General features: G+C 70.0%; 20 protein-coding genes. 10 read left to right on the top strand and 10 right to left on the bottom strand.

Going from position 1 to position 20,775, the window contains the following annotated elements; genetic code table 11:
- Positions 1-38: 38 nt before the first annotated feature.
- Genes HDA44_RS29625 through HDA44_RS29600 form a run of 6 tightly spaced genes read right to left on the bottom strand, consistent with a single transcriptional unit; the run spans position 39 to position 4,547 of the window.
- Complete coding sequence (locus tag HDA44_RS29625; protein WP_184839996.1) at positions 39-776, bottom strand: ABC transporter permease; 738 nt, start codon at positions 774-776, stop codon at positions 39-41.
- The gene (locus tag HDA44_RS29620; RefSeq protein ID WP_184839994.1) at positions 773-1,495 is read right to left on the bottom strand and encodes an ABC transporter ATP-binding protein; all 723 of its coding nucleotides are present in this window, start codon (positions 1,493-1,495) and stop codon (positions 773-775) included. Before HDA44_RS29620 ends, HDA44_RS29625 begins: the two co-directional genes overlap by 4 nt.
- A 44-nt stretch (positions 1,496-1,539) precedes the next feature.
- The gene (locus HDA44_RS29615; RefSeq protein ID WP_184839992.1) at positions 1,540-2,109 is read right to left on the bottom strand and encodes an HDIG domain-containing metalloprotein; all 570 of its coding nucleotides are present in this window, start codon (positions 2,107-2,109) and stop codon (positions 1,540-1,542) included.
- Positions 2,109-2,759 (bottom strand): TetR/AcrR family transcriptional regulator, encoded by a 651-nt coding sequence (locus HDA44_RS38715; protein WP_184839990.1) that lies wholly within the window; start codon positions 2,757-2,759, stop codon positions 2,109-2,111. Before HDA44_RS38715 ends, HDA44_RS29615 begins: the two co-directional genes overlap by 1 nt.
- Positions 2,756-3,610 carry a sugar phosphate isomerase/epimerase family protein gene (locus HDA44_RS29605; RefSeq protein WP_184839988.1) on the bottom strand — a complete coding sequence of 285 codons (855 nt, stop codon included), beginning with the start codon at positions 3,608-3,610 and terminating at the stop codon, positions 2,756-2,758. Before HDA44_RS29605 ends, HDA44_RS38715 begins: the two co-directional genes overlap by 4 nt.
- Before the next feature lie 4 nt (positions 3,611-3,614).
- On the bottom strand, positions 3,615-4,547 hold the full coding sequence (locus HDA44_RS29600) for a Ppx/GppA family phosphatase (protein WP_184839986.1): 933 nt from the start codon (positions 4,545-4,547) through the stop codon (positions 3,615-3,617).
- A gap of 96 nt (positions 4,548-4,643) precedes the next feature.
- On the opposite strand from HDA44_RS29600, the gene HDA44_RS29595 reads away from it, so the two are divergent.
- Entirely contained in the window at positions 4,644-5,384 is a 741-nt protein-coding gene (locus HDA44_RS29595; RefSeq protein ID WP_184839983.1) for a DUF3109 family protein, read from the top strand.
- Between the two features lie 55 nt (positions 5,385-5,439).
- Entirely contained in the window at positions 5,440-6,072 is a 633-nt protein-coding gene (locus HDA44_RS29590) for a VOC family protein (RefSeq protein ID WP_184839981.1), read from the top strand.
- On the opposite strand, the gene HDA44_RS29585 is transcribed toward HDA44_RS29590, so the two are convergent.
- A complete protein-coding gene (locus HDA44_RS29585) occupies positions 6,069-7,475 on the bottom strand; it encodes a WS/DGAT/MGAT family O-acyltransferase (protein ID WP_184839979.1) in 1,407 nt (468 codons plus the stop codon). The genes HDA44_RS29590 and HDA44_RS29585 overlap by 4 nt on opposite strands.
- A gap of 144 nt (positions 7,476-7,619) precedes the next feature.
- Between HDA44_RS29585 and HDA44_RS29580 the strand changes: the two genes are divergently transcribed.
- The 7 genes from HDA44_RS29580 (at position 7,620) to HDA44_RS29550 (ending at position 15,533) form a co-directional block, all read left to right on the top strand.
- The gene (locus HDA44_RS29580) at positions 7,620-8,813 is read left to right on the top strand and encodes an MFS transporter (protein ID WP_337906560.1); all 1,194 of its coding nucleotides are present in this window, start codon (positions 7,620-7,622) and stop codon (positions 8,811-8,813) included.
- A 4-nt stretch (positions 8,814-8,817) separates the two neighbouring features.
- Positions 8,818-9,513 (top strand): methyltransferase domain-containing protein, encoded by a 696-nt coding sequence (locus tag HDA44_RS29575; RefSeq protein WP_184839975.1) that lies wholly within the window; start codon positions 8,818-8,820, stop codon positions 9,511-9,513.
- A 46-nt stretch (positions 9,514-9,559) separates the two neighbouring features.
- Positions 9,560-10,960, top strand: a complete 1,401-nt coding sequence (gene radA, locus HDA44_RS29570) for a DNA repair protein RadA (protein WP_184839973.1) — start codon at positions 9,560-9,562, stop codon at positions 10,958-10,960.
- Positions 10,961-11,114: 154 nt separating this feature from the next.
- Positions 11,115-12,071: a beta-ketoacyl-ACP synthase III gene (locus tag HDA44_RS29565; RefSeq protein WP_184839971.1), complete on the top strand. Its 957-nt coding sequence runs from the start codon at positions 11,115-11,117 to the stop codon at positions 12,069-12,071.
- Between the two features lie 180 nt (positions 12,072-12,251).
- Positions 12,252-13,346 (top strand): DNA integrity scanning diadenylate cyclase DisA, encoded by a 1,095-nt coding sequence (gene disA / locus HDA44_RS29560; RefSeq protein WP_319036389.1) that lies wholly within the window; start codon positions 12,252-12,254, stop codon positions 13,344-13,346.
- A gap of 121 nt (positions 13,347-13,467) precedes the next feature.
- On the top strand, positions 13,468-14,040 hold the full coding sequence (locus HDA44_RS29555; RefSeq protein ID WP_184839969.1) for a PadR family transcriptional regulator: 573 nt from the start codon (positions 13,468-13,470) through the stop codon (positions 14,038-14,040).
- Positions 14,016-15,533: a DHA2 family efflux MFS transporter permease subunit gene (locus HDA44_RS29550; RefSeq protein WP_184839967.1), complete on the top strand. Its 1,518-nt coding sequence runs from the start codon at positions 14,016-14,018 to the stop codon at positions 15,531-15,533. The genes HDA44_RS29555 and HDA44_RS29550 overlap by 25 nt, the downstream gene beginning before the upstream one ends.
- Here the strand turns inward: HDA44_RS29550 and HDA44_RS29545 are convergent.
- Entirely contained in the window at positions 15,530-16,255 is a 726-nt protein-coding gene (locus tag HDA44_RS29545; RefSeq protein WP_184839965.1) for a hypothetical protein, read from the bottom strand. The two genes, HDA44_RS29550 and HDA44_RS29545, sit on opposite strands and share 4 nt — an antisense overlap.
- 24 nt (positions 16,256-16,279) lie before the next feature.
- Here HDA44_RS29545 and HDA44_RS29540 point away from each other — a divergent pair, with 24 nt between their 5' ends.
- A complete protein-coding gene (locus HDA44_RS29540; RefSeq protein ID WP_337906559.1) occupies positions 16,280-17,170 on the top strand; it encodes an A/G-specific adenine glycosylase in 891 nt (296 codons plus the stop codon).
- A gap of 47 nt (positions 17,171-17,217) precedes the next feature.
- Here the strand turns inward: HDA44_RS29540 and HDA44_RS29535 are convergent, their stop codons facing one another.
- Positions 17,218-18,171, bottom strand: coding sequence for a DivIVA domain-containing protein (locus HDA44_RS29535; RefSeq protein WP_184839963.1), 954 nt, complete (start codon positions 18,169-18,171; stop codon positions 17,218-17,220).
- Positions 18,172-18,243: 72 nt separating this feature from the next.
- The gene (locus HDA44_RS29530; protein ID WP_238353603.1) at positions 18,244-20,457 is read right to left on the bottom strand and encodes a kinetoplast-associated-like protein; all 2,214 of its coding nucleotides are present in this window, start codon (positions 20,455-20,457) and stop codon (positions 18,244-18,246) included.
- Between the last annotated feature and the right edge of the window lie 318 nt (positions 20,458-20,775).

Here is a 20,775-nt window from a genome sequence, read left to right as displayed (position 1 = left end):
GGGCCGTGCTGACACCACGGTCCGGGCGGTCTGCGTTCTCAGGCGGTACGGCGTTTCAGGGTGGCGGCGCCGAGACCGAGCGCGGCGAGGATGAAGGCCAGTACGACCAGCGCGTCGCCGCCGGTACCGGTGGCGAAACCGTTGCCCTTGGCAACCCCCAGAACGGCGTCGACCGCGTAGGACAGTGGAAGTACGTCACTGATCGCGCGCAGGACACCCGGTAGCTGATCGCGCGGCACGAGCAATCCACACAGCAGGATCTGCGGAATCATCACGGCCGGCATCAGCTGGACGGCCTGGAACTCGGTCCGCGCGAAAGCACTCGCGAACAAGCCGAGCGCCGCGCCCAGTACGCCGTCGAGCACCGCGACCACCCCGAGCTGCCAGGCAGCACCCTGGATCTGCAAGTCCAGCAGATAAAGGGCGATCGACACCACTACGAGCGCCTGCACAACGGCTATCAGCGCAAAGGCCAACGCGTACCCGAGCAGGAAATCCAGCTTTGCCATCGGCATCGTGAACAACCGCGACAGCGTCCCGCTGGACCGCTCCCGCAGCGTCGCCACCGAGGTGACCACGAACATGATGATCGACGGGAAAACCGCCAGCAGCGGCCCGCCGACCCGGTTGAAGGTGTTCGGCGAGTCGGTGAACATCCAGTACATCAGGCTGACCAGCAACGCCGGCAGCACGATCAGCATCACCACCGTCCGACGATCCCGGCGCAACTGCGCCAGCACCCGGGCCGCGACCGCGAACGTCACCCGCGGAGTCATCGTGCACCTGCCTTCCGGTCGATCAGGGTGAGAAACGCCTGCTCGATGTCGGCCGTACCGGCCGAAGTGAGCAGCGCGTCGGGTGTGTCGTCGGCGAGCAGCTCCCCCTCGCGCATCAGCAACAGCCGATCGCAGCGCGACGCCTCGTCCATGACATGACTGGACACCAGCAGCGTCGCGCCCACGTCGGCCAGCTCGTGGAACAGGTTCCAGAGATCACGCCGGAGCACGGGATCCAGCCCGACCGTTGGTTCGTCCAACACCAGCAGCTCGGGGCTGCCGAGCAGCGCCGCGGCCAGGGACGCGCGCGAACGTTGGCCACCCGACAGCTGGTCGACCCGAGCATCGGCGTGCGTCGTCAGGTCGACCGCCTCGATCACCCGTTGCACATCCGCCGGCTCGACCCCGAGCACCGCGGCGAAGAAGCGCAGATTCTCGGTCACGGTCAGGTCGCCGTACACGCTCGGCTCCTGGGTCACGTACCCGATCCGGCCGCGCAGCTTCGGCGCGCCGGCCGGCTGCCCGAGCACCGACACGTCGCCGGTGACCCGCGCCTGCAGGCCGACGATCGCGCGGATCAGCGTGGTTTTGCCGCAGCCGGACGGCCCGAGCAGGCCGGTCACCGTTCCGGCCCGGAGGTCGAAGCCGACCCCGTGCAGTACCTCCCGGTCGCCGCGTACGACGACCACGTCCCGGCAGCTCACGGCGTTTTTCATCATATGATGAATTTAGCGCGTGCAACATCGCCTGGCAACAACCCCGGTCAGCTGACGGCGTACCCGGTGGCGGCGCTCAGCGCGCCCAGTTCGGGTTCGCCGTACCGCGCCCGCAACGCGTCGAACGCGACGGCCTTGTCCGCGCCGAACCGCGCGACCTCAGCGGCGTACGTGGCCCCGGACAGGAACACCGGCGGCGTCCGTTTGCTGTGGAACTTGTCGGCGTAAAGGACCAGCTCTTCCTCGGGGGTCGCCGGTACGTAGTCCGCGACCGGGATCGGCAAACCCTGCCGCACCACGTCCTCCCGGGTGATCCCGACCCCGGTGTGACAGGACGCGAACCGGCAGAGTTCGACCGGATATCCGAGTGACGCCAGCAGTTCATGGCCGAGTACGCCATGCCGGATGTACGCGGTCGAGTCCAGCCGGTACACGCCGATGTCGTGCAGCAACGCACCCGCGCGTACGAGGTCGGTGTCGAGGTCCAGCCGGGTGAAGAACTGTTCCGCCACCGAACACACCAGCCGGCAATGCTCGGACACAAGCTCGTACGAACCGCGGCTCGGCGCGCATTCGCGATGCAGCGCGCGGATCTCGCGGTCGGTCGGGACCCGCATCAGCCGTCGATGTACTGCTGGATCGCGGGCGCGATGCGGTCGATCAACGTACTCAGGTCGGCGTCGGCGACCGGCTCGAGCTCGACCAGGTACCGGGTCAGTGCGACGCCGAACAGGTGGCCGGCGATCAGGCCGGCCCGGAGCCTGGCGTCCGGCGGCCCGATGAACCGCGAGACCGGTTCCAGGATCATGCCGGTCATCCCCTCGCGCATCGTCCGCGCCACCGCCTCGCTGGTGACGACGCTGCGCAGCATCGCGGTCATCCGCTGCCGCCCGTCGGCCGACTCCCAGACGCCGAGGAAGAGGGTCACGATCCGCCGTCCGAGCTCCGAGCGCGGACCGTCGACGATCCGCGCCGCCATCTGCCGCGGGTCCAGCGGCAGCGCCATCGCCTCGATGAACAGCTCGTCCTTGCCGCCGAAATAGTGGTGCACCAGCGCCGCGTCCACGCCGGCCTGCCGGGCGACGGCACGGAGCGAGGTGGCCGCGAATCCCTTCTCCGCAAAGGTCTCCCGGGCCGCCTTGACGATCTCGCCGCGGGTGTCCGGACCGCCCGGCCGCCGGCCCGGCGACCGTCCCGACGCCGGGCGGCCCGACGACGACCGGCTTGACGACGACCGGCCCGACGCCGGAGGGCGCGCGGTCGTCACGGCGCCAGCTCCGAGACCACCCCGTCCGGGGTGACCGCGAACGGGGTCCGGCGGGAGGATTTGCGGACGAAGTGCTTGCGGGTGAACTCCAGCGACTCGACCAGGTCGATCTCGCGCTCGGAGCGGCTGGTCGCGCGCCGGGTGTTGATCTCGATGATGATGTGGCCGCGGAAATCCTGGGTGGCCAGCGTCGACAGCAGCTCTGCCGCGCGCTGCGTACCGCGACCCGGCACCAGGTGCTCGTCCTTCGCGGAGCCGGTGCCGTCGGTCAGGTGTACGTGCGTGAGGCTCTTGCCCATCGTCGCGGCCAGCTCGACGCAGTCCTGTTCCGCGGTGGACGCGTGCGACAGGTCCAGCGTGGTGTGCGCGTACGTCTGCTCGGTCGGGTCCCAGCTCGGCGCGTACGCCTGCAGGCCCTTGCCCGGCGCCCGCCACGGGTACATGTTCTCGACCGCCAGCGTCACGCCCGTCTCGGCCTCGAGCCGGGCGACCCCCTCGACGAACCCGCGCGCGTAGTCACGCTGCCAGCGGAACGGCGGATGCACGACGACCACGTCGGCACCGAGTTCCTTCGCCGCCTCGGCGCTGCGCTCGAGCTTGCTCCACGGGTCGGTGCCCCACACCCGCTGCATGATCAGCAGCGTCGGCGCATGGATCGCCAGCACCGGCAGCTGGTGGTAGTCGATCAGCCGCTGGATCGCGTCGATCTGGGTACTCAGCGGGTCGATCCCGATCATCACCTCGACCCCGTCGTACCCGAGCCGCGCGGCGAGCTCGAACCCGCTGGCGGTCGACTCCGGGTACACGGAGGCAGTGGACAGGCCGATCTTCGCGGTCGTACGGGGGTTCATTCGCTCACCGGGGTTGCAGCTGGTCGAGCCGGGACAGGATGACGCCTTCACGCAGGGCCCACGGGCAGACCTCGAGCGCGGGCAGGTCGAAGAGGTCCATCACCGCGTCCGCGACCAGGGCACCGGCGGTCAGCTGGAAGGCGCGGCCGGCCGAGACGCCCGGCAGCGCGGCCCGCTCGGCGGCCGTCATCGTGGTCAGCTTCGGAATCCACTCGTTCAGGTCGTCCCGGTTCAGCAGCCGTGGGACGTACGGCCCGTCGGCGGACGGCGCCGCGCCGGCGATCCGGGCCAGCGAGCGGAAGGTCTTGCTGGTGGCGACCGAACGCTGCGGCTTGCCGGCCCGCAGGATCGGGCCCGCGACGGCGGCCAGCTCCATCCGGATCCGGCGGCGTAACGCGCGTACCTCGTCCTTGTCCGGCGGGTCGGCGGTCAGTCCCTCCCGGGTCAGCCGGCCGGCGCCGAGCTGGACCGATTCCGCCACCGTCGGCTGCTCGTCCGACCCGGCCGCGATCTCCAGCGAGCCGCCACCGATGTCGAACACGCACAGCCGGCCGGAGGACCAGCCGAACCACCGGCGGACGGCCAGGAAGGTCAGCCGAGCCTCGTCCTCGCCGCTGAGCACCTCCAGCGTGACGTCGGTTTCCTTGTGTACCCTGGCCAGCACCTTCTCGCCGTTCGGTGCCTCCCGCAGCGCCGAGGTGGCGAACGACAGCACCGACTCGCAGCCCTTGTCCTCGGCCAGCGCGACCGCTTCCTTGACGAACTCGACCAGCCCGTCGGCACCGGACTCGTCGATCCGCCCGTCGGTGTCCAGGTGCTCGGCCAGCCGCAGCTCGGTCTTGTGCGAGTACGCCGGTAACGGCGCGGCACCACGATGCGCGTCCACCACGAGCAGGTGGACGGTGTTGGATCCCACGTCGAGTACGCCGAGCCGCATACCCTCACGCTACTGGACAATCGGATAGCGGCCCCCATCACGGCTTTTCCGGAGTCGGCGTTCGGGTTGCGGCGGTCCGGCGCGTACGCTTTCCGGGTGCCTGAGGTTTCTCTCGACTTTCCCCGTGCCTGGGTCGAGTTCGTCGACCCCGACGACGCCGATCAGGTGTTCCGCTGCGACCTGACCTGGCTGACCTCCAACTGGTCCTGCATCTTCGGCGGTGGTTGCCAGGGGATCTACAAGGGCCGCCCGAACGACGGCTGCTGCACGCTCGGCGCGCACTTCTCCGATGACGACGACGAGAAGCGGGTGAAGAAGTACGTCAAGGAGCTCGGCAAGGAGGACTGGCAGTTCCGCAAGGAAGGCCGGGCGAACGGCTGGGTCGAGACCGATGACGACGGCGACCGCAAGACCCGGGTCTGGGAAGGTGCCTGCATCTTCCTGAACCGCCCGGGGTTCTCCGGTGGCGCCGGTTGCGCGCTGCACGGGCTGGCGCTGAAGCGCGGCGTGCACTTCGTCGAGACGAAGCCGGACGTGTGCTGGCAACTCCCGATCCGGCGTACGTTCCGGGACGTGGAGCGGCCGGACGGGACGACGTACACCGAGGTCGGCATCGGCGAGTACGACCGCCGCGGCTGGGGCCCCGGCGGGCACGACCTGGACTGGTACTGCACCGGTAACACCGAGGCGCACATCGCGGTCGAGCCGGTGTACGAATCGAGCAAGGTCGAACTGCAAACGCTGATGGGCCTCAAGGCGTACGACGTACTCGCCGAACTGTGCCGCCAGCGCCTCGAGGCAGTACATCCGCTGCTGCCGCACCCGGCTTCCAAATAGCCTGACGACACACCCCGCTCGGCGGTTGTCGGTGCGGGGCGCAAGAATGGCTGGCATGCGTCTGGATCATCTGTCGTACGCGTGCGGACCGGATGGGTGCGCGGCCACGCTCGAGCGGCTTTCGGAGCTGCTCGGGGCGGAGTTCGTGGATGGTGGGGTGCACCCGCGGTTCGGGACCGTCAACCACATCCTGCCGCTGGAGAACGACCGGTACATCGAGGTCGTGGACGTGCTCGACCACCCGGCGTCGGACAAGGCGCCGTTCGGGCAGGCGGTGCGGGCCCGGAAGGAGCTCGGCGGCGGCTGGCTCGGGTGGGTGGTCGAGGTCACCGACCTGGCCGCGATCGAGCAGCGCCTCGGCCGGCAGGCCGTACCAGGGAACCGGCACCGCCCGGACGGGGTGAACCTGACCTGGCGGCAGCTCGGCGTGAAGGGCCTGATCGCGGACCCGCAGCTGCCGTTCTTCGTGCACTGGGACGACCTCAGCCAGCACCCGTCGATCGGCGGCAAGGACATCAAGCTGACCGCGCTCGAGATCGCCGGCGACCCGGCCCGGGTGACGGACTGGATCGGCCACCCGGCCGACCACCTGCTCGACGACCTCGACGTCGCCTGGGTCGGCCCGAACGGCCAGCCCGGCCTGGTCGCCGCGGTCTTCAACACCCCGAACGGGGTCGTCCGGCTCTAAAGGTTCTCGAGGCCGGCCAGCGAGGCTTCGAGGTGGCCGAGCAGGCGTTGCAGGTGCGGTACGGTGCGGCGGCAGCCGACCAGGCCGAAGTGGAGCTGGTGGGCGTAGCTGGTGACGCTGATGTTCAGCGCCTGGCCGTTCAGCACGATGCTTGCCGGGTACATCCCGAGCAGCCGGGACCGGTTCCAGTACAGCGGGCTTTCGCGCGGGCCGGGTACGTTCGAGATGACCAGGTTGTACGGGGGTGGCGCCAGGCCCGCGACACCGGGGAGGACCGCGGCCGGACCGGCGACGCCGAAGCCGAGCGCGCCGACGATCAGGTTCTGTAACGGGGTGAGGCCGGAGAGCACGCTCTTGGCGTGCGCGGTCGACGCCATGATCCGGCGAATCCGCCGCTCCGGATCGGCCTCGTCGGTGGCCAGATCGGCGATCAGGGTACCGAGCGAGTTACCACCACCGGGCGCGGGGTTGCCGCCGGCGGGTGTGCTCTCGCGGTCGCGGAGCGAGACCGGGACCATCGCGGTCAGCGACTTGTCCGGCAGCGCGTTCAGTTCCAGCAGATAGTTGCGCAGGGCCCCAGAACACATCGCCAGCAGGACGTCGTTCAGAGTCGCCCCGGAGATCGCCCGAACCTTCTCCAGCCGCTCGATCGGCCACGACTGCGCCGCGAACCGCCGCGCCCCGGTCACCCCTTGGTTGAACACCGTCCGCGGCGCCTGAAACGGCATAGTCGCTTGTACGAGTCCCTTGACGCCGGCAAGCGGCAGGCCGGCCACGTCCACAACTGTTTTGAGGATGTCTGTAGGCGTCCGGGTGATGGTGGGCAGCCAACCATTCCCGGACTGTGGATCTGCAGGTTCCGGCGGCAGGGCGTACGTGGCGGGCATGCCGGTTCGGGTCGGGTCGGTGGTGAGGGTCTTCTGCATCCAGCGGAGCGCGGTGACGCCGTCGATCATCGAGTGGTGGATCTTGCTGTAGACCGCGAACCGGCGGCCCTCGACGCCGTCGATCAGGTGCATCTCCCAGAGCGGGCGATGCCGGTCCAGCAGGGTGCCGTGCAGGCGGCTGGTCAGCTCGAACAGCTCCCGGACCCGGCCCGGCCGCGGCAGCGCCGACAGCCGTACGTGGTAGTCGAGGTCGATCGCGTCGTCCTGCTCCCACGACCAGTAGCCGAGGTCCTGTATCCGGTTGCGGACGCGTCGGGCGAACTGCGGGTTCACCTCCGGCGCCGCGACCAGCTCGTGGTACAGCCGGGAGACGAAGTCCCGCGAGCTCTCCGGGAACACCTGGTCCCGCCCGGCGCCTTCGGGCAGCTCGAAGAGCATCAGCCCGCCGACGTGCATCGGCTGTTCACGGCTCTCGCCGCCCAGGAACATGGCGTCCAGCGGCCCGACAGCGCTCATCGCACCATCGTCGCCACCGCACCCGAACCTCGTCCACCCCCGCGCCCGACGCTTCACCAAGCCTTTCCGGAAAGAAGCCGGCAGCCTGCGCAAACTTTGTTCCGGAAAGATGTTGAGATGTCAGGGGCGTGAGAGGGTTTGGGCGTGACTAGCCAGCGGACGACGTTGCGGGTACTGGTGGCGAGCAACGCGCTCGGAGGGGTCGCGACGGCCAGCGGGTTCGCGGTGGCGGCGCTGCTCGCGGAGAACGTGTCCGGGTCCACCTCGCTGGCCGGCCTGGTAGCCACGTCCACCACTCTCGGTGCGGCCGTCCTGGCCGTACCGCTTGCCGGGCTGGCCCGCTCGCACGGCCGGCGGGTGTCGCTGTCGCTCGGCTACCTGCTCGCGTTCGCCGGGGCCGCGCTCACGATCGTGGCCGCGCAACTCGGTTCGCTGGCGTTGCTGCTCGCCGCCGGCTGTCTCTTCGGCAGCGGCTCCGCTTCGAACCTGCAGTCCCGGTACGCCGCCACGGACGCCGCCGAACCGAGCCGGATCGCCCGCTCACTCGGCCTGGTCGTCTGGGCCACGACGATCGGCGTCATCGTCGGTCCGAACCTCACCGGCGTCGGCGGCTCGGTCGGTTCGTCGCTCGGCATCCTCGCGCTGGCCGGCCCGTACGTGTTCTCGGTGGTCGCCTTCGGTCTGAGCGCGGCCACGGTCTGGGTGGGCATGCGCAGCCAGGTACGCCCCGAGAAGGTCGAACGGCAGCCGCTGGCCGCGACCTTTCGGCTGGTGGTCGGCATCCCGCACGCCCGGCTCGGCCTGCTGGCCATCGCCACCGCGCATGCCGTGATGGTCGGCGTGATGTCGATGACTTCGGTGCACCTACGGCACCACGGCGCATCGCTGACGATCGTCGGCTTCGTCATCAGTGGCCACGTGGCCGGCATGTACGCCCTGTCGCCGCTGACCGGCTGGCTGGCCGACCGGCTCGGCCGCATCCCCACGATCGGCATCGGCCTGGGCATTCTCGCCATCGCGATGACCATCGCCGCGGTTGCTCCGGACGACGCGCACGTGTTGACCGGAGTAGCGCTGTTCACGCTCGGGCTGGGTTGGTCGGCCTGTCTGGTCGCCGGGTCGACGCTGCTGTCGCGGTCGGTTCCCGATGACATCCGTACCTCGGCGCAGGGTCTGTCCGACCTGACCATGGGCATCCTGGCCTCCATTTCCGGCACGGCCGCCGGCCCGGTGCTGGCCTACCTCGGCTTCCACTGGCTCGCCATCTTCTGCGGCATTCTGCTGATCCCGGTCGCCGTCCTCGCCGCTACTACCAAGCAGGCAATGGTTAGGGTCTAGGGCTGTGAGCATCGCGGACGGTGGGATTCCGAGCCCGAACATCTGGCACCACCCGAAGGTGTACGAGCTCGAGAACCGCGCGGTCGACCCGGACGGCGTGATCGAGCCGGCCATGCGGGCGATCCGGGACTGGACCGGCGCGACCGTGCTGGACATCGGCTGCGGGACGGGCTTCCACCTGCCGATGTTCGCCGCGACCGCCGCGCGGGTGGTCGGCGTGGAGCCGCACGGTGCCCTCGCGGAAGCAGCCCGACGGCGTACGCGGGCGCTGCCGAACGTCGAGGTACGCCAAGGAACCGCGCAGCGGCTGCCCGTACCGGACTCGTCGGTGGACGTGATGCACGCGCGCTGGGCGTACTTCTTCGGTCCGGGTTGTGAGCCCGGTCTGGCCGAGCTGGACCGGGTCATGCGGCACGGCGGTACGGCGTTCGTGATCGACAACGACGGGAGTCGGTCGACGTTCGGAAGGTGGTTCAGCGCTTCGTACCCGATGATCAAGGCGCCGGAGGTGGAGCGGTTCTGGGCGGATCGCGGCTGGCACCGTACGCCGCTGGACATGGGTTGGCGGTTCGAGAGCCGGGCGGACCTGGAGGCGGTGGTGAAGATCGAGTTCACCCCCGCGGACGCCCGCCGCATCCTGGCGGCGCACCAGGGCACCGAGGTCGACTACGCGATCAACCTCTGGACCCGAACCTTCTGAAAGCACCTTGAAGCGTCTTGTCGGTGGTCTCGCCTAGGTTGTTCCCATGGCTAAGGCGGCGACTCAGGCGAAGGGCAAGTCCGCGTTCGCGTGCTCGGAGTGTGGGTGGACTTCGGCGCGCTGGATCGGGCGGTGCGGTGAGTGCCAGGCCTGGGGGACGGTGGCCGAGGTCGGCGCGGCCAAGTCGGCGCGGATCACCGCGGGCCCGGTGACGTCGCCGGCACTGCCGATCGGCAAGGTGTCGGCGATCGAGGCCGAGTCCCGGCCGACCGGGATCGGCGAGCTGGACCGGGTGCTCGGCGGCGGGGTGGTGCCGGGCGCGGTGATCCTGCTCGCCGGTGAGCCCGGGGTCGGCAAGTCCACGCTGCTGCTGGAGGTCGCGGCCCAGTCCGCGCGCGGCGGCCAGCGCACGCTGTACGTGTCCGGTGAGGAGTCGGCCGCCCAGGTGCGGCTCCGGGCCGGCCGCACCGACGCGCTCGTCGACGAGCTGTACCTCGCGGCCGAGACCGACCTGGGCGCGGTGGTCAGCCAGGTAGACGCGGTCGAGCCGTCCTTCCTGGTGATCGACTCGGTGCAGACCATGGCGCACCCCGATGTGGACGGCGCGCCCGGTGGCGTGACCCAGGTCCGCGAGGTGACCGGCGCCCTGGTCCGGCTGGCGAAGGAGCGGCACATCGCGGTCGTGCTCGTCGGGCACGTGACCAAGGAGGGCGCGATCGCCGGCCCGCGGATGCTGGAGCACCTGGTCGACGTGGTGCTGGCGTTCGACGGCGACCGGCACTCCGGGTTCCGGATGGTGCGCGCGACCAAGAACCGGTTCGGCCCGTCCGACGAGGTCGGCTGCTTCGACATGGTCGACACCGGGATCGTCGAGGTCACCGACCCGACCGGCCTGTTCGTGTCCGAGCACGCCGAGCCGGTCGCCGGGACCTGCGTGACCGTGATGATGGAGGGCCGCCGCCCGCTGCTGGCCGAGGTGCAGGCCCTGGTCGGCCCGTCCGCGGCACCACAGCCACGCCGGACCACGTCCGGGCTGGAGTCGTCCCGGGTCGCGATGGTGCTGGCCGTGCTCGGCAACCGCGCCGGGCTGAAGCTGACCGACCAGGAGGTGTACGTGGCGACCGTCGGCGGTGTGAAGATCACCGAGCCGGTGGCCGATCTCTCGGTCGCGATCGCGGTCGCGTCCTCGGTGATGGACCGGCCGATCCACCCCGGCCTGGTCGCGATCGGCGAGGTCGGGCTGGCCGGTGAGGTGCGCCGCGTCGGCGGCCTGGAGAAGCGGCTCGCGGAGGCCGCCCGGCTCGGGTTCACCAAGGCGATCGTGCCGGCCGACGTGCCGAACCGGAGCAAGGACCTGAAGCCGATGGACATCCAGAAGAAGTACGGCCTGCGCACCTTCGCGGCCCCCGATCTGCCCTCCGCGCTGATGGCGGCCGGCCTGGCCTGACACCTGTGTTCCGTACCACCCGGACGCCTGTGTTCCCCACCACAGGGTGGGACGAGGGATCAACAGCCACCGGATCCGGAACGTACGCTGGGGTCGCCCCACCGGGTTCGGCGCTGAGCCCGGGATGCCCCTTGGACGACTGCAGGAGCACCTGATGACCGGATCAAGAGTTGTCGCGCTCGGCCACTACCAGCCGGAGCGAGTGCTCACCAACGCCGAGCTCGCCACCATGGTCGAGACGAACGACGAATGGATTCAGAGCCGGGTCGGCATCCGGGAGCGCCGGATCGCGGCGCCGGACGAGTCGGTCGACGAGATGGCCTGGCGGGCCGCCGACAAGGCGGTCGCGAACGCCGGCCTGGACGTCGCCGAGATCGACTACGTGGTGGTCGCCACCTGCACCGCGATCGACCGGTCGCCGAACATCGCGGCCCGGGTCGCGGCCCGGCTCGGCCTCGGCAACCCGGCCGCCATCGACGTGAACACCGCCTGCTCCGGTTTCGCGTACGCGCTGGCCACCGCTGATCAGGCGATCCGGGCCGGTGCCGCCTCGAAGGCGCTGGTGATCGGCGTCGAGAAGCTCAGCGACTGGACCGACTGGACCGACCGCACCACCTGCGTACTGATCGGCGACGGCGCCGGCGCGGCCGTCCTGGTCGCCGACGACGCTGACGACACCGACGGCGTGCCCGGGGTCGGCCCGGTGGTCTGGGGTTCGGTGCCGGAGATGTCCGACGCGGTCCGGATCGAGGGCCGCGACGGCCCGTTCGCGCAGGAGGGCCTGAGCGTCTTCCGCTGGGCCACCACGCAGCTCCCACGGATCGCCCAGCAGGTCTGCGAGAAGGCCGGCCTGAAGCCCGAGGAGCTCGGCGGCGTCGTCCTGCACCAGGCCAACCTGCGGATCATCGAGCCGCTCGCGAAGCGGCTCGGCGCGGTCAACGCGGTGGTCGCCAAGGACGTCGTCGAGTCCGGCAACACGTCCGCCGCGAGCATCCCGATCGCGCTCTCGAAACTGGTCGAGAAGCGCGAGATTCCATCCGGCGCGCCGGTGTTGCTGTTCGGATTCGGCGGCGGCCTTTCGTACGCCGGCCAGGTCATCCGCTGCCCCTGACACGACAGCGGCCAGGCACCGCCGGTACCGATTCACGCGGGGAACCGGCATTGCACGCTCCGGATGCACGGGCGGGTGCACGCGCACCCGCAACTGCACGCCGAACCGGGCAGTTCACACCCGCCAGTACGGCAGTTATCCGCGCCGCTCCGCCCGCGAGACCGCATAGACTCAGGTTCCGTGGCACCGAACACGGACAAGAACAGCACCGGCGCCCGGCTGCGCGCGACCCTCGCGGCGGTCGCCCCCGGCACCGAACTGCGTGAAGGCCTGGAGCGGATCCTGCGTGGGCGGACCGGCGCACTGATCGTGCTCGGTCACGACAAGGCGGTGGACGCGATCTCCACCGGCGGCTTCGAGATCGACGTCGAGTTCACCGCGACCGGCCTGCGCGAGCTCAGCAAGATGGACGGCGCGATCGTGCTCGACCGGGACGCGACCCGGCTGATCCGCGCCGCCGTCCACCTGATGCCGGACCCGGCGATCGTCACCCAGGAGACCGGTACCCGGCACCGCACCGCCGACCGGGTGCACCGGCAGACCGGCTTTCCGGTGATCTCGGTGTCGCAGTCGATGCACATCATCGCGCTGTACGTCGACGACCAGCGGTACGTACTCGAGGACTCCGGCGCGATCCTGTCCCGGGCGAACCAGGCCCTGGCCACTCTGGAGCGGTACAAGCTGCGGCTGGACGAGGTGTCCGGCACGCTGTCCGCGCTGGAGATCGAGGACCTGGTCACGGTCCGGGACGTGGCCGCGGTCGCGCAGCGGCTGGAGATGGTCCGCCGGATCGCCACCGAGATCGACGGGTACGTGGTCGAGCTCGGTACCGACGGCCGGCTGCTCACCCTGCAGCTGAACGAACTGGTCGCCGGGGTGGCCGGCGAGCGCGAGCTGGTGGTCCGTGACTACCTGCCGCCCGCGACCGGCCGGCGGCCGAAGACCGCCGACGACGTACTGGTCGAGCTGGACGCGGTCAGCCCGACCGACCTGCTCGACATCGGCCAGGTGGCGCGGGCCCTGCAGCTCGGCGGCGCCGAGCAGCTGGACGCCGCGGTCACCCCGCGCGGGTACCGGCTGCTGGCCAAGGTGCCGCGGCTGCCGGGCGCCGTGATCGACCGGCTGATCGACCACTTCGGCCACCTGCAGAAGTTGCTCGCGGCAAGCATCGACGACCTGCAGACGGTCGAGGGCGTCGGCGAGAACCGGGCCCGCACGGTCCGCGAGGGCCTGTCCCGGCTGGCCGAGTCCAGCATCCTGGAACGCTACGTGTAAGCACTGACAGTCACTCGACGCCTCCGGTTCGTGAAAGAACCGGAGGCGTCTTGCGTTTCGGCGCGAGGCGACTAATACTCCATGTGGAACATTTGGCGCGGAACAATCCATTTGGAGGATCATGGCGGAGCTGACGCCGCTGGCGATCTCGGTGCTGGCGCTGCTCGAAGAGAAGCCGATGCACGCCTACGAGATGTACCAGCTGCTGATCACCCGGAAGAACGACCGGATCGTCAAGGTCCGGCCCGGCTCGCTCTACCACACGGTCGAGCGGCTCGCCGGGCAGGAGTACGTCCGCGCCACCGGTACCGAACGCGCGGGCAACCGCCCCGAGCGCACCACGTACGAGATCACTCCGGCCGGCTCGGACGCGCTGATCCGCCGGGTCGAGCGCGGGCTGGAGAACTACGCCTACGAGTACCCGACGTTTCCGGTGCTGCTGAGTGAGGCACACAACCTGAAGGCGGACGACGCCGTCCTGCGGCTGCGGAGCCGGGTGGACGATCTGGACACCCTGCTGGCCGACGTGGACGCCACGCTCGGAAAGGCCACCGAGGTCGACGTGCCGGAGGTGTACCTGATCGGCGGGCTGTTCATGCGCCACCAGCTCGCCGCGGAGCGCGACTGGCTGGCCACCACCATCGAACGTATCGAGAGCAAGGACTTGGCATGGCAACCTCGCGAGAAGCAGTGAGGCCGGAGGTTCGGCCGTGGCCGGCGCTGTGGGCGCTGGTACTCGGCTTCTTCATGATCCTGGTCGACTCGACCATCGTCTCGGTCGCCACCCCGGCGATCCTCGAGGACCTCGGGTCGGACGTCGGCACCGTGGTCTGGGTGACCAGCGCGTACCTGCTCGCGTACGCGGTGCCGCTGCTGATCACCGGCCGGCTCGGCGACCGGATCGGCCCGAAGAAGCTGTACCTGGCCGGACTGGCCCTGTTCACGCTGGCCTCGATCTGGTGCGGACTGACGCACACCATCGAGCTGCTGATCGTGGCCCGGGTCTTCCAGGGTCTCGGCGCGTCGATGATGACGCCGCAGACGATGGCGGTGATCACCCGGATCTTCCCGCCGAACCAGCGCGGCCGGGCGATGAGCCTGTGGGGCGCGACCGCCGGCGTGGCGACACTGGTCGGCCCGATCCTCGGGGGCGTACTGGTCGACGGGCTCGGCTGGCAGTGGATCTTCTTCATCAACGCGCCGGTCGGCGTGATCGGCTTCGTCCTGGCGGTCCGCCTGGTACCGGACCTGCCGACGCACGAGCACAAGTTCGACCTGATCGGGGTCGTACTGAGCGCGGCCGGGCTGTTCCTGCTGGTGTTCGGCATCCAGGAAGGACAGAAGTACAACTGGGGCAAGATCACCGGGCCGATCTCGGTCTGGTCGCTGATCATCGCGGGCGTGGTCGTACTCGCCGCGTTCGTGATCTGGCAGTCGCGCAACCGCGGTGAACCATTGCTGCCGCTCGGACTGTTCAAGGACCGGAACTTCTCCCTCGCCAACGTCGCGATCACCACCGTCGGGTTCGCGATCACCGCGATGGCGTTCCCCTTGATGCTGTACGCCCAGGCCGTACGCGGACTGTCCCCGACGAAGTCGGCCCTGCTCCTCGTACCGATGGCGGTCATCTCCGGCGCGCTGGCGCCCTTCGTCGGCCGGCTGGTCGACCGAGCGGCGCCACGCTTCATCGCCGGGTTCGGTTTGCTGTGCTGCGCGGTGTCGATGTTCTGGATGAGTCAGGTGATCGAGCCGGACGTACCGATCTGGCAGCTGCTGCTGCCGATCGCCCTGCTGGGTGTCGCGAACGGCTTCATGTGGGCACCGCTCGGTACTACTGCCACGCGGAACCTTCCGCTGCACCAGGCCGGCGCCGGTGCGGGCGTCTACAACACCACGCGACAGGTCGGTGCGGTACTGGGCAGTGCGAGCATCGCCGTACTGATGGAGTCGCGGCTGGCACACAACCTGCCGGTACGGCCGGGTGGTGCTCCTGCTAGCGCCGAAGGGTTCGCTGGGGGCAAGCTGCCGGAGGTGGTGCGTCAGGGGTTCAGTGACTCGATGGCGCAGGCACTGATACTGCCGGCGCTGGTGCTGCTAATCGGACTGGTCGCCGCACTACTGTTCACTGCGCCGTCGTACCTGCGGAAGCAGCCGCAGGACAACGCCCAACCAGCTGAGGCTGCCTAAACCACCTGGAAGGCCTGTGCGCCGGACTGTTTGCCGTCGTACTCGGCCTTGACGACATAGGTACCGGGCTTGGCGACCGGCTGCCCCGGCAGACAGCCCGGCCCGGACCGATGTCCGTCCCAAGGCACCGTCACCGCCGCCTGCTTGCCCTTGGCAACTACCAGGGTGGCGGTCTGGACGGTCTTGGCGCACTGGGTGGTGGACCAGATCAGGTCGTTGCCGGACATCACCGTGATGGTCAGCTGGTCGGCGTTCACGGTCGCCTTGCAACCGTCGCCGGTCGGCGCCAGCTGGACGACGAAGTTCAGCATCGAGCCGGAGACGATCTTCCGGTTCGCGGGCAGCGCGGTGATCCGGACGTCGGCGCCCTTGCACGGCAGGTCGGTGGGCGGCGTGGTCGCCTTCGTCGTGGCCGCTGAGCTCGTCCCGGCACTCGGCTCCTTGGTCGAGCCGGAGCTCTGCTCGGACGACGGCTTGGGTGTCGGCGTCCGGGTCGCCCCGGCGCTGGGCGTCGGCCCAGTGCTGGGCGCGGCGGCCGGCGGGGCGCCGGTCGAGTTCGGGTTCGGGTTGGACGCGGCCGTGTTCTGCGCGTCGCTGCCGCCACCGGAGAACAGCCGGGAGAGCAGAATGATCAGCACGACAGCTACCGCGAGCACCAGTCCCCGGCGGAACCAGTACACGCTGGCGGGCAGGTGCCCGACCGGACGGAGCAGGCTGCTCATGGAGCGCACTCTAATATCGGCTGCGTGCAAGACCACTCAGGCTCGCCGTTGCCCATTCACGACGCGGTACTGCGCTGGTACGACGCCAACGCGCGGGTGCTGCCCTGGCGGGAGCCTGATGCGACCCCGTGGGCGGTGATGGTCAGTGAGTTCATGCTGCAGCAGACTCCGGTCAACCGGGTGCTGCCGGCGTACCAGAAGTGGCTGGAGCGGTGGCCGAAGCCGGTGGACCTGGCCGCAGCGGCGCCTGGTGAGGCCGTGCGGGCCTGGGACCGGCTCGGGTACCCCCGGCGCGCCCTCCGGCTGCACGCGGCCGCTCAGGCGATCGTGGAGCGGCACGGCGGCGACGTACCGGACGACCACGCCGAACTGCTCGCGCTGCCAGGAGTCGGCACGTACACGGCCGCGGCGATCGCGTCATTCGCGTTCGGGCAGCGGCACGCGGTCGTCGACACCAACGTCCGCCGCGTACTCGCTCGTGCGCTGACCGGCGTCGCGCAGCCGGCCATCTCCCCCACCGCGGCCGATCAGCGGCTCGCCGTCAGTGCGCTGCCGGCCGACGAACCCACCGCCGCCCGCTGGGCCGTCGCCTCGATGGAACTCGGCGCGTTGGTGTGCACGGCGCGTACGCCGCACTGTGCCGAGTGCCCGATCCGCTCGCAATGTGCCTGGGTCCTCGCGGGCAGCCCGCCGTACGACGGACCGCCGCGGCGCGGGCAGACGTACGAAGGTACGGACCGTCAGGCGCGCGGGCGTTTGCTCGCCGTACTGCGCGCCGCCGACACGTCCGTACCCAAATCAGCCCTGGATGCGTGCTGGCCAGACGCAGTCCAGCGCGAACGTGCCCTCGACGGCCTGGTCGCCGACGGCCTCGTCGAACCACTCGCCGGCAACAGCTACCGGTTGCCCACCTGAACCAAGAAGCCGGCTCGAGAGGCTCGAGCCGGCTTCTTACTGGTGCTTCAGTTCTTCTTGCTGCCGGAGGTGGCGCCTTCGTCGTCCTCGGCCAGCAGGTCGAGCGACATCGCCGGGCTGCCGCCGGACAACGTCGCCAGCATCTGGCGGACGTTGGTCAGCTGCGCGTTGATGCTGTCCCGGCGCTGCGTCGCCGCGGCCAGCTCACGCTCGGACTCGGCGCGAATCCGCTCGGCCTTGTCCTTCGCGGCCGCGACGATCTCCTGGGCCTGCCGGTTCGCGTCGGCCAGCTGCTGCTGGGACAGCCGCTCGGCCTCGGAACGGGACCGGTCGGCCTCGCGCTGCACCTGCGCGGCGCGGTCGGTGACGGCCGCCAGCTGCTGCTCGGCCAGCGCGGTCCGGGCCGCGAACTCCTGCTCGACCTTGCCCCGGCGCTCGGCCAGGGTGGTCTCGAAGGCAGCCGCTGCCTGAGCGGACTTGGCCCGCTCCTGCTCGTACAGCGCCTGGGCCTCGCTGCGGCGCGCGGTGGCGTCGCGCTCGGCCTCGTCACGCATGTCGTCGGCCTGGGTCCGGGCCTCTTCCAGGATCCGGGCGGCCTCGGCGTCGACCTCGCTCTTCCAGTCCAGCGAGTACTGCTCGGCCTCCTTGCGGACCTTCTTCGCGTGCGACTCGCCGTCGGCGACGATCGCCTCCGCGTCGGTCCGCGCACGGGTCACCAGGTCGCGGGCCTCGTCGTCGGCCAGCGACAGGATCTTCGCGACCCGCTCACCGAACTCGGTGAAGGTCGGCGCGCGGTCCTTGGAGTCCTCCTGGGCGGAGATGACTGCGGCCTCCGCCGCGTCCGTGCGGGACTGCAGCTCCTGGACGTGCCGCTGCAGCTGCTCCGACTGCTGCTGCAGAGCGGTCAGGGAGGTGGTCAGCTCACGGATGTGCTGATCCACCTGGGCAGGCTCGTAGCCACGCAGAACGGTACGGAACGGGGTTGGGCTTTCACTGCTCATGTTTTTCCGATGCTCACTTCGATGGTGGGTGGATCACACATTGTCACTGACGAGGATCTGGCTGTCACGTCCTCATCCTGATTCCCCCGTGGAACCCTCACTGGAGGACATTCCACCACCTGGGCGGAACCCCGGTACAGCGAGTGCCTCGATCACACCCGAAAGCTGGGTGAGCTCCTTGGTGATCTCGTCGCGGCGCTGGTTCAGCGCGGCGACCCTCGCCTCGGCGTCGGCGAGAAGTTTCCGGGCCTGGGCCCGCAGCGTATCGGCGTGCTCCCGGGCCTGCGCCTCGATCTGCTGCGCCTCGGACCGGGACTTGCGGATCAGTTCGTGCGCCTGGCGCTGCGACTCGGCCAGGTCGTTCGCGGCACGTTCACGCAGCACCTGCGTACTCTGCTGCGCTTCGGCCTCGCGCCGGTTCGCCCGCTCGATGATCTCGCTCGCGTCCTGGCTCGCGGTGTTCTTCAAGCGGTCGGCCCGCGCCTGTGCCTGAGCGGTGACCTTCTCGGCCTCCTGCTTCGCCGCGGCGATCGTCGACTCCGCCTGCTCGCCGGCCGAGTACAGCGTCGTCTCGGCGAGCTGGGTCAGCTCCGCGTTCTCCCGGGCGATCGTTTCCTGGGTCTGCTTGAGCCGGCTGGTCGAGCGGCCGACGACGCGGCGCAGATGCGCGCGCTTGCTCCGGAGCAGCTCGGCCGCGTCGGCGGCGGCCTGGTCGCGGATCGACTGCGCCTCCGACTCGGCCGCGCCGACCAGGTCGTCGACCGTCTTCTTGCTCCACCGCGTCTGCTTCTCGGCCTCGGCGAGCGCCACTTCGGCCGCCTTGTTCGCGTCCTCGAGGATGCGTTGCGCCTCGGCGGCCGCGGACCGGCGATCCGCCTCGATCGAGTCCACCACCAGTTTGGCCTGGGCGCGGGCGTCGGCCATCAGGCGCTCGTTGCCGGCTTCCGCCTCGGCCTTGTCCGCGGCGAGCCCGGCGACGGCCTCGGTCCGCAGCTTCTCGATCTCCAGCGAGATCGAGGCCAGTTTGGCGCGCTCGGTCTCTTCCAGCTCCGCGGTGCGGCGCTCCAGCTCGGTCCGGTTCTCGCCGCGCAGCCGCTCGATCTCGGCATGTGCTTCGGCGATCTCCACCCGGGACTTCTCCCGCGCCGCCTCCACCTCACGCTCGACGGCGGACCGCAGCTCACTCGCCTCGGCTTCGGCCCGGGCGATCACGTCCGCCTCGTTACGTACCGCCGCCTGCGAGACGAGCGCCGCCTGCTCCCCCGCGTCCGCGACCAGTTGCTGAGCTTCCTTACCGGCCCGCTCCACCGCCGCCTGCGCCGACTCCCGAGCCAACCGAGCTTCCTCCAGCAGCCCAGCAGCCTCTTCCTTGACTCGAGCCGCCTCCCCCTCAGCCCCCACCACCCGCCGCCCAGCCGCCGCCTCAGACTCAACCCGAACCCGCTCAGCAGCCCCTTCACTAGCCGCCTTCAACTCCGCGGCAGCCCGCTCACTATCCACCTTCAACTGCTCGGCCGCGGCCACACTCTCAGCCCGCACCCGCTCCGCGGTGCTCTCACTGTCCGCCTTCAGCTCCGCGGCAGCGCGCTCGCTCTCCACCTTCAACTGCTCCGCAGCGGCCACACTCTCGGCGCGCACCCGCTCAGCGTCAGCCTCACTCTCCTGCTTCAGCCGCTGCGCGGCATGCTCGCTCTCTGCCTTCAGCTCGGCGGCGGCACGCTCGCTGTTCGCTTTCAACTGCTCGGCGGCGGCGACGCTTTCGCTGCGGACCCGCTCAGCCTCAGCCTCGCTGTCTTGCTTCAGCTGCTCGGCGGCCGCGACACTCTCCGCGCGCACCCGCTCCGCGGTGCTCTCGCTTTCGGACTTCAGGTGGTCGGCTGCTGCTTCGGCGTCGGCGCGTAGTTTGGCTACTTCGGCGGCGACCGTCGCGCGGAGCTCGGCGGCGGCTTGGGCGGCTTCGGAGCGGACCTGCTCGGCATCGGCCGTGGACTCGGTCCGGAGCTGCTCAGCGGCCCGCTCAGCGTCGCTCAGCACCCGTTGCGCGGCCGCCATCGCATCCGCGCGCTGTTTACGCGCCGCACTCTCGGCCTCGGCCTTCAGCCGCTCGTTCGCGGCCCGGAGCCGGCTCGCCTCGTCCCGGGCGGCATCGTTCTCCAGCTCGGCCTGTTCGCGCAACGTGTCGGCGATCCGCTGCGCCCGCTCCAGTACCCCGCCCGCCTGCCGCACGCCAAAGGAACCGGTGTCGGCGACCGGTTCCTGGGTCAGCGGCAGACGCGGAGCGTCCATGCGACGAGATGATTCCATCACCGGCCCCCTTTCCGACAGTCCGGGTCCGAACAGCGTGGTCACAGGGTTACAACGCGCTAGCCAGGCGGTAGGTAACTGCTTCGTCAGGAGTCGCGAGATTTTCCCATCGAACCGGAGCCCCGCGAAACCCACTCCGATACCAAACTGATCACGCTCCGCAGGACGATACGACCATTCAGTAGCCCCACACGCAAATCCAGCGTGTCCCCGCGATACCCCACCCCCCGCCAAAGTACTGACCACCCGCCCAAAAACCGATCCGGCCTGTACCACTTCCCCACCCCGCCATTTGAGAGG

This window comes from Kribbella solani (assembly GCF_014205295.1).
Classification (GTDB): Bacteria; Actinomycetota; Actinomycetes; order Propionibacteriales; family Kribbellaceae; genus Kribbella; species Kribbella solani.
Note: the sequence above shows the minus strand (reverse complement) of the source record. Positions and strands in the feature narration are given on the sequence as shown.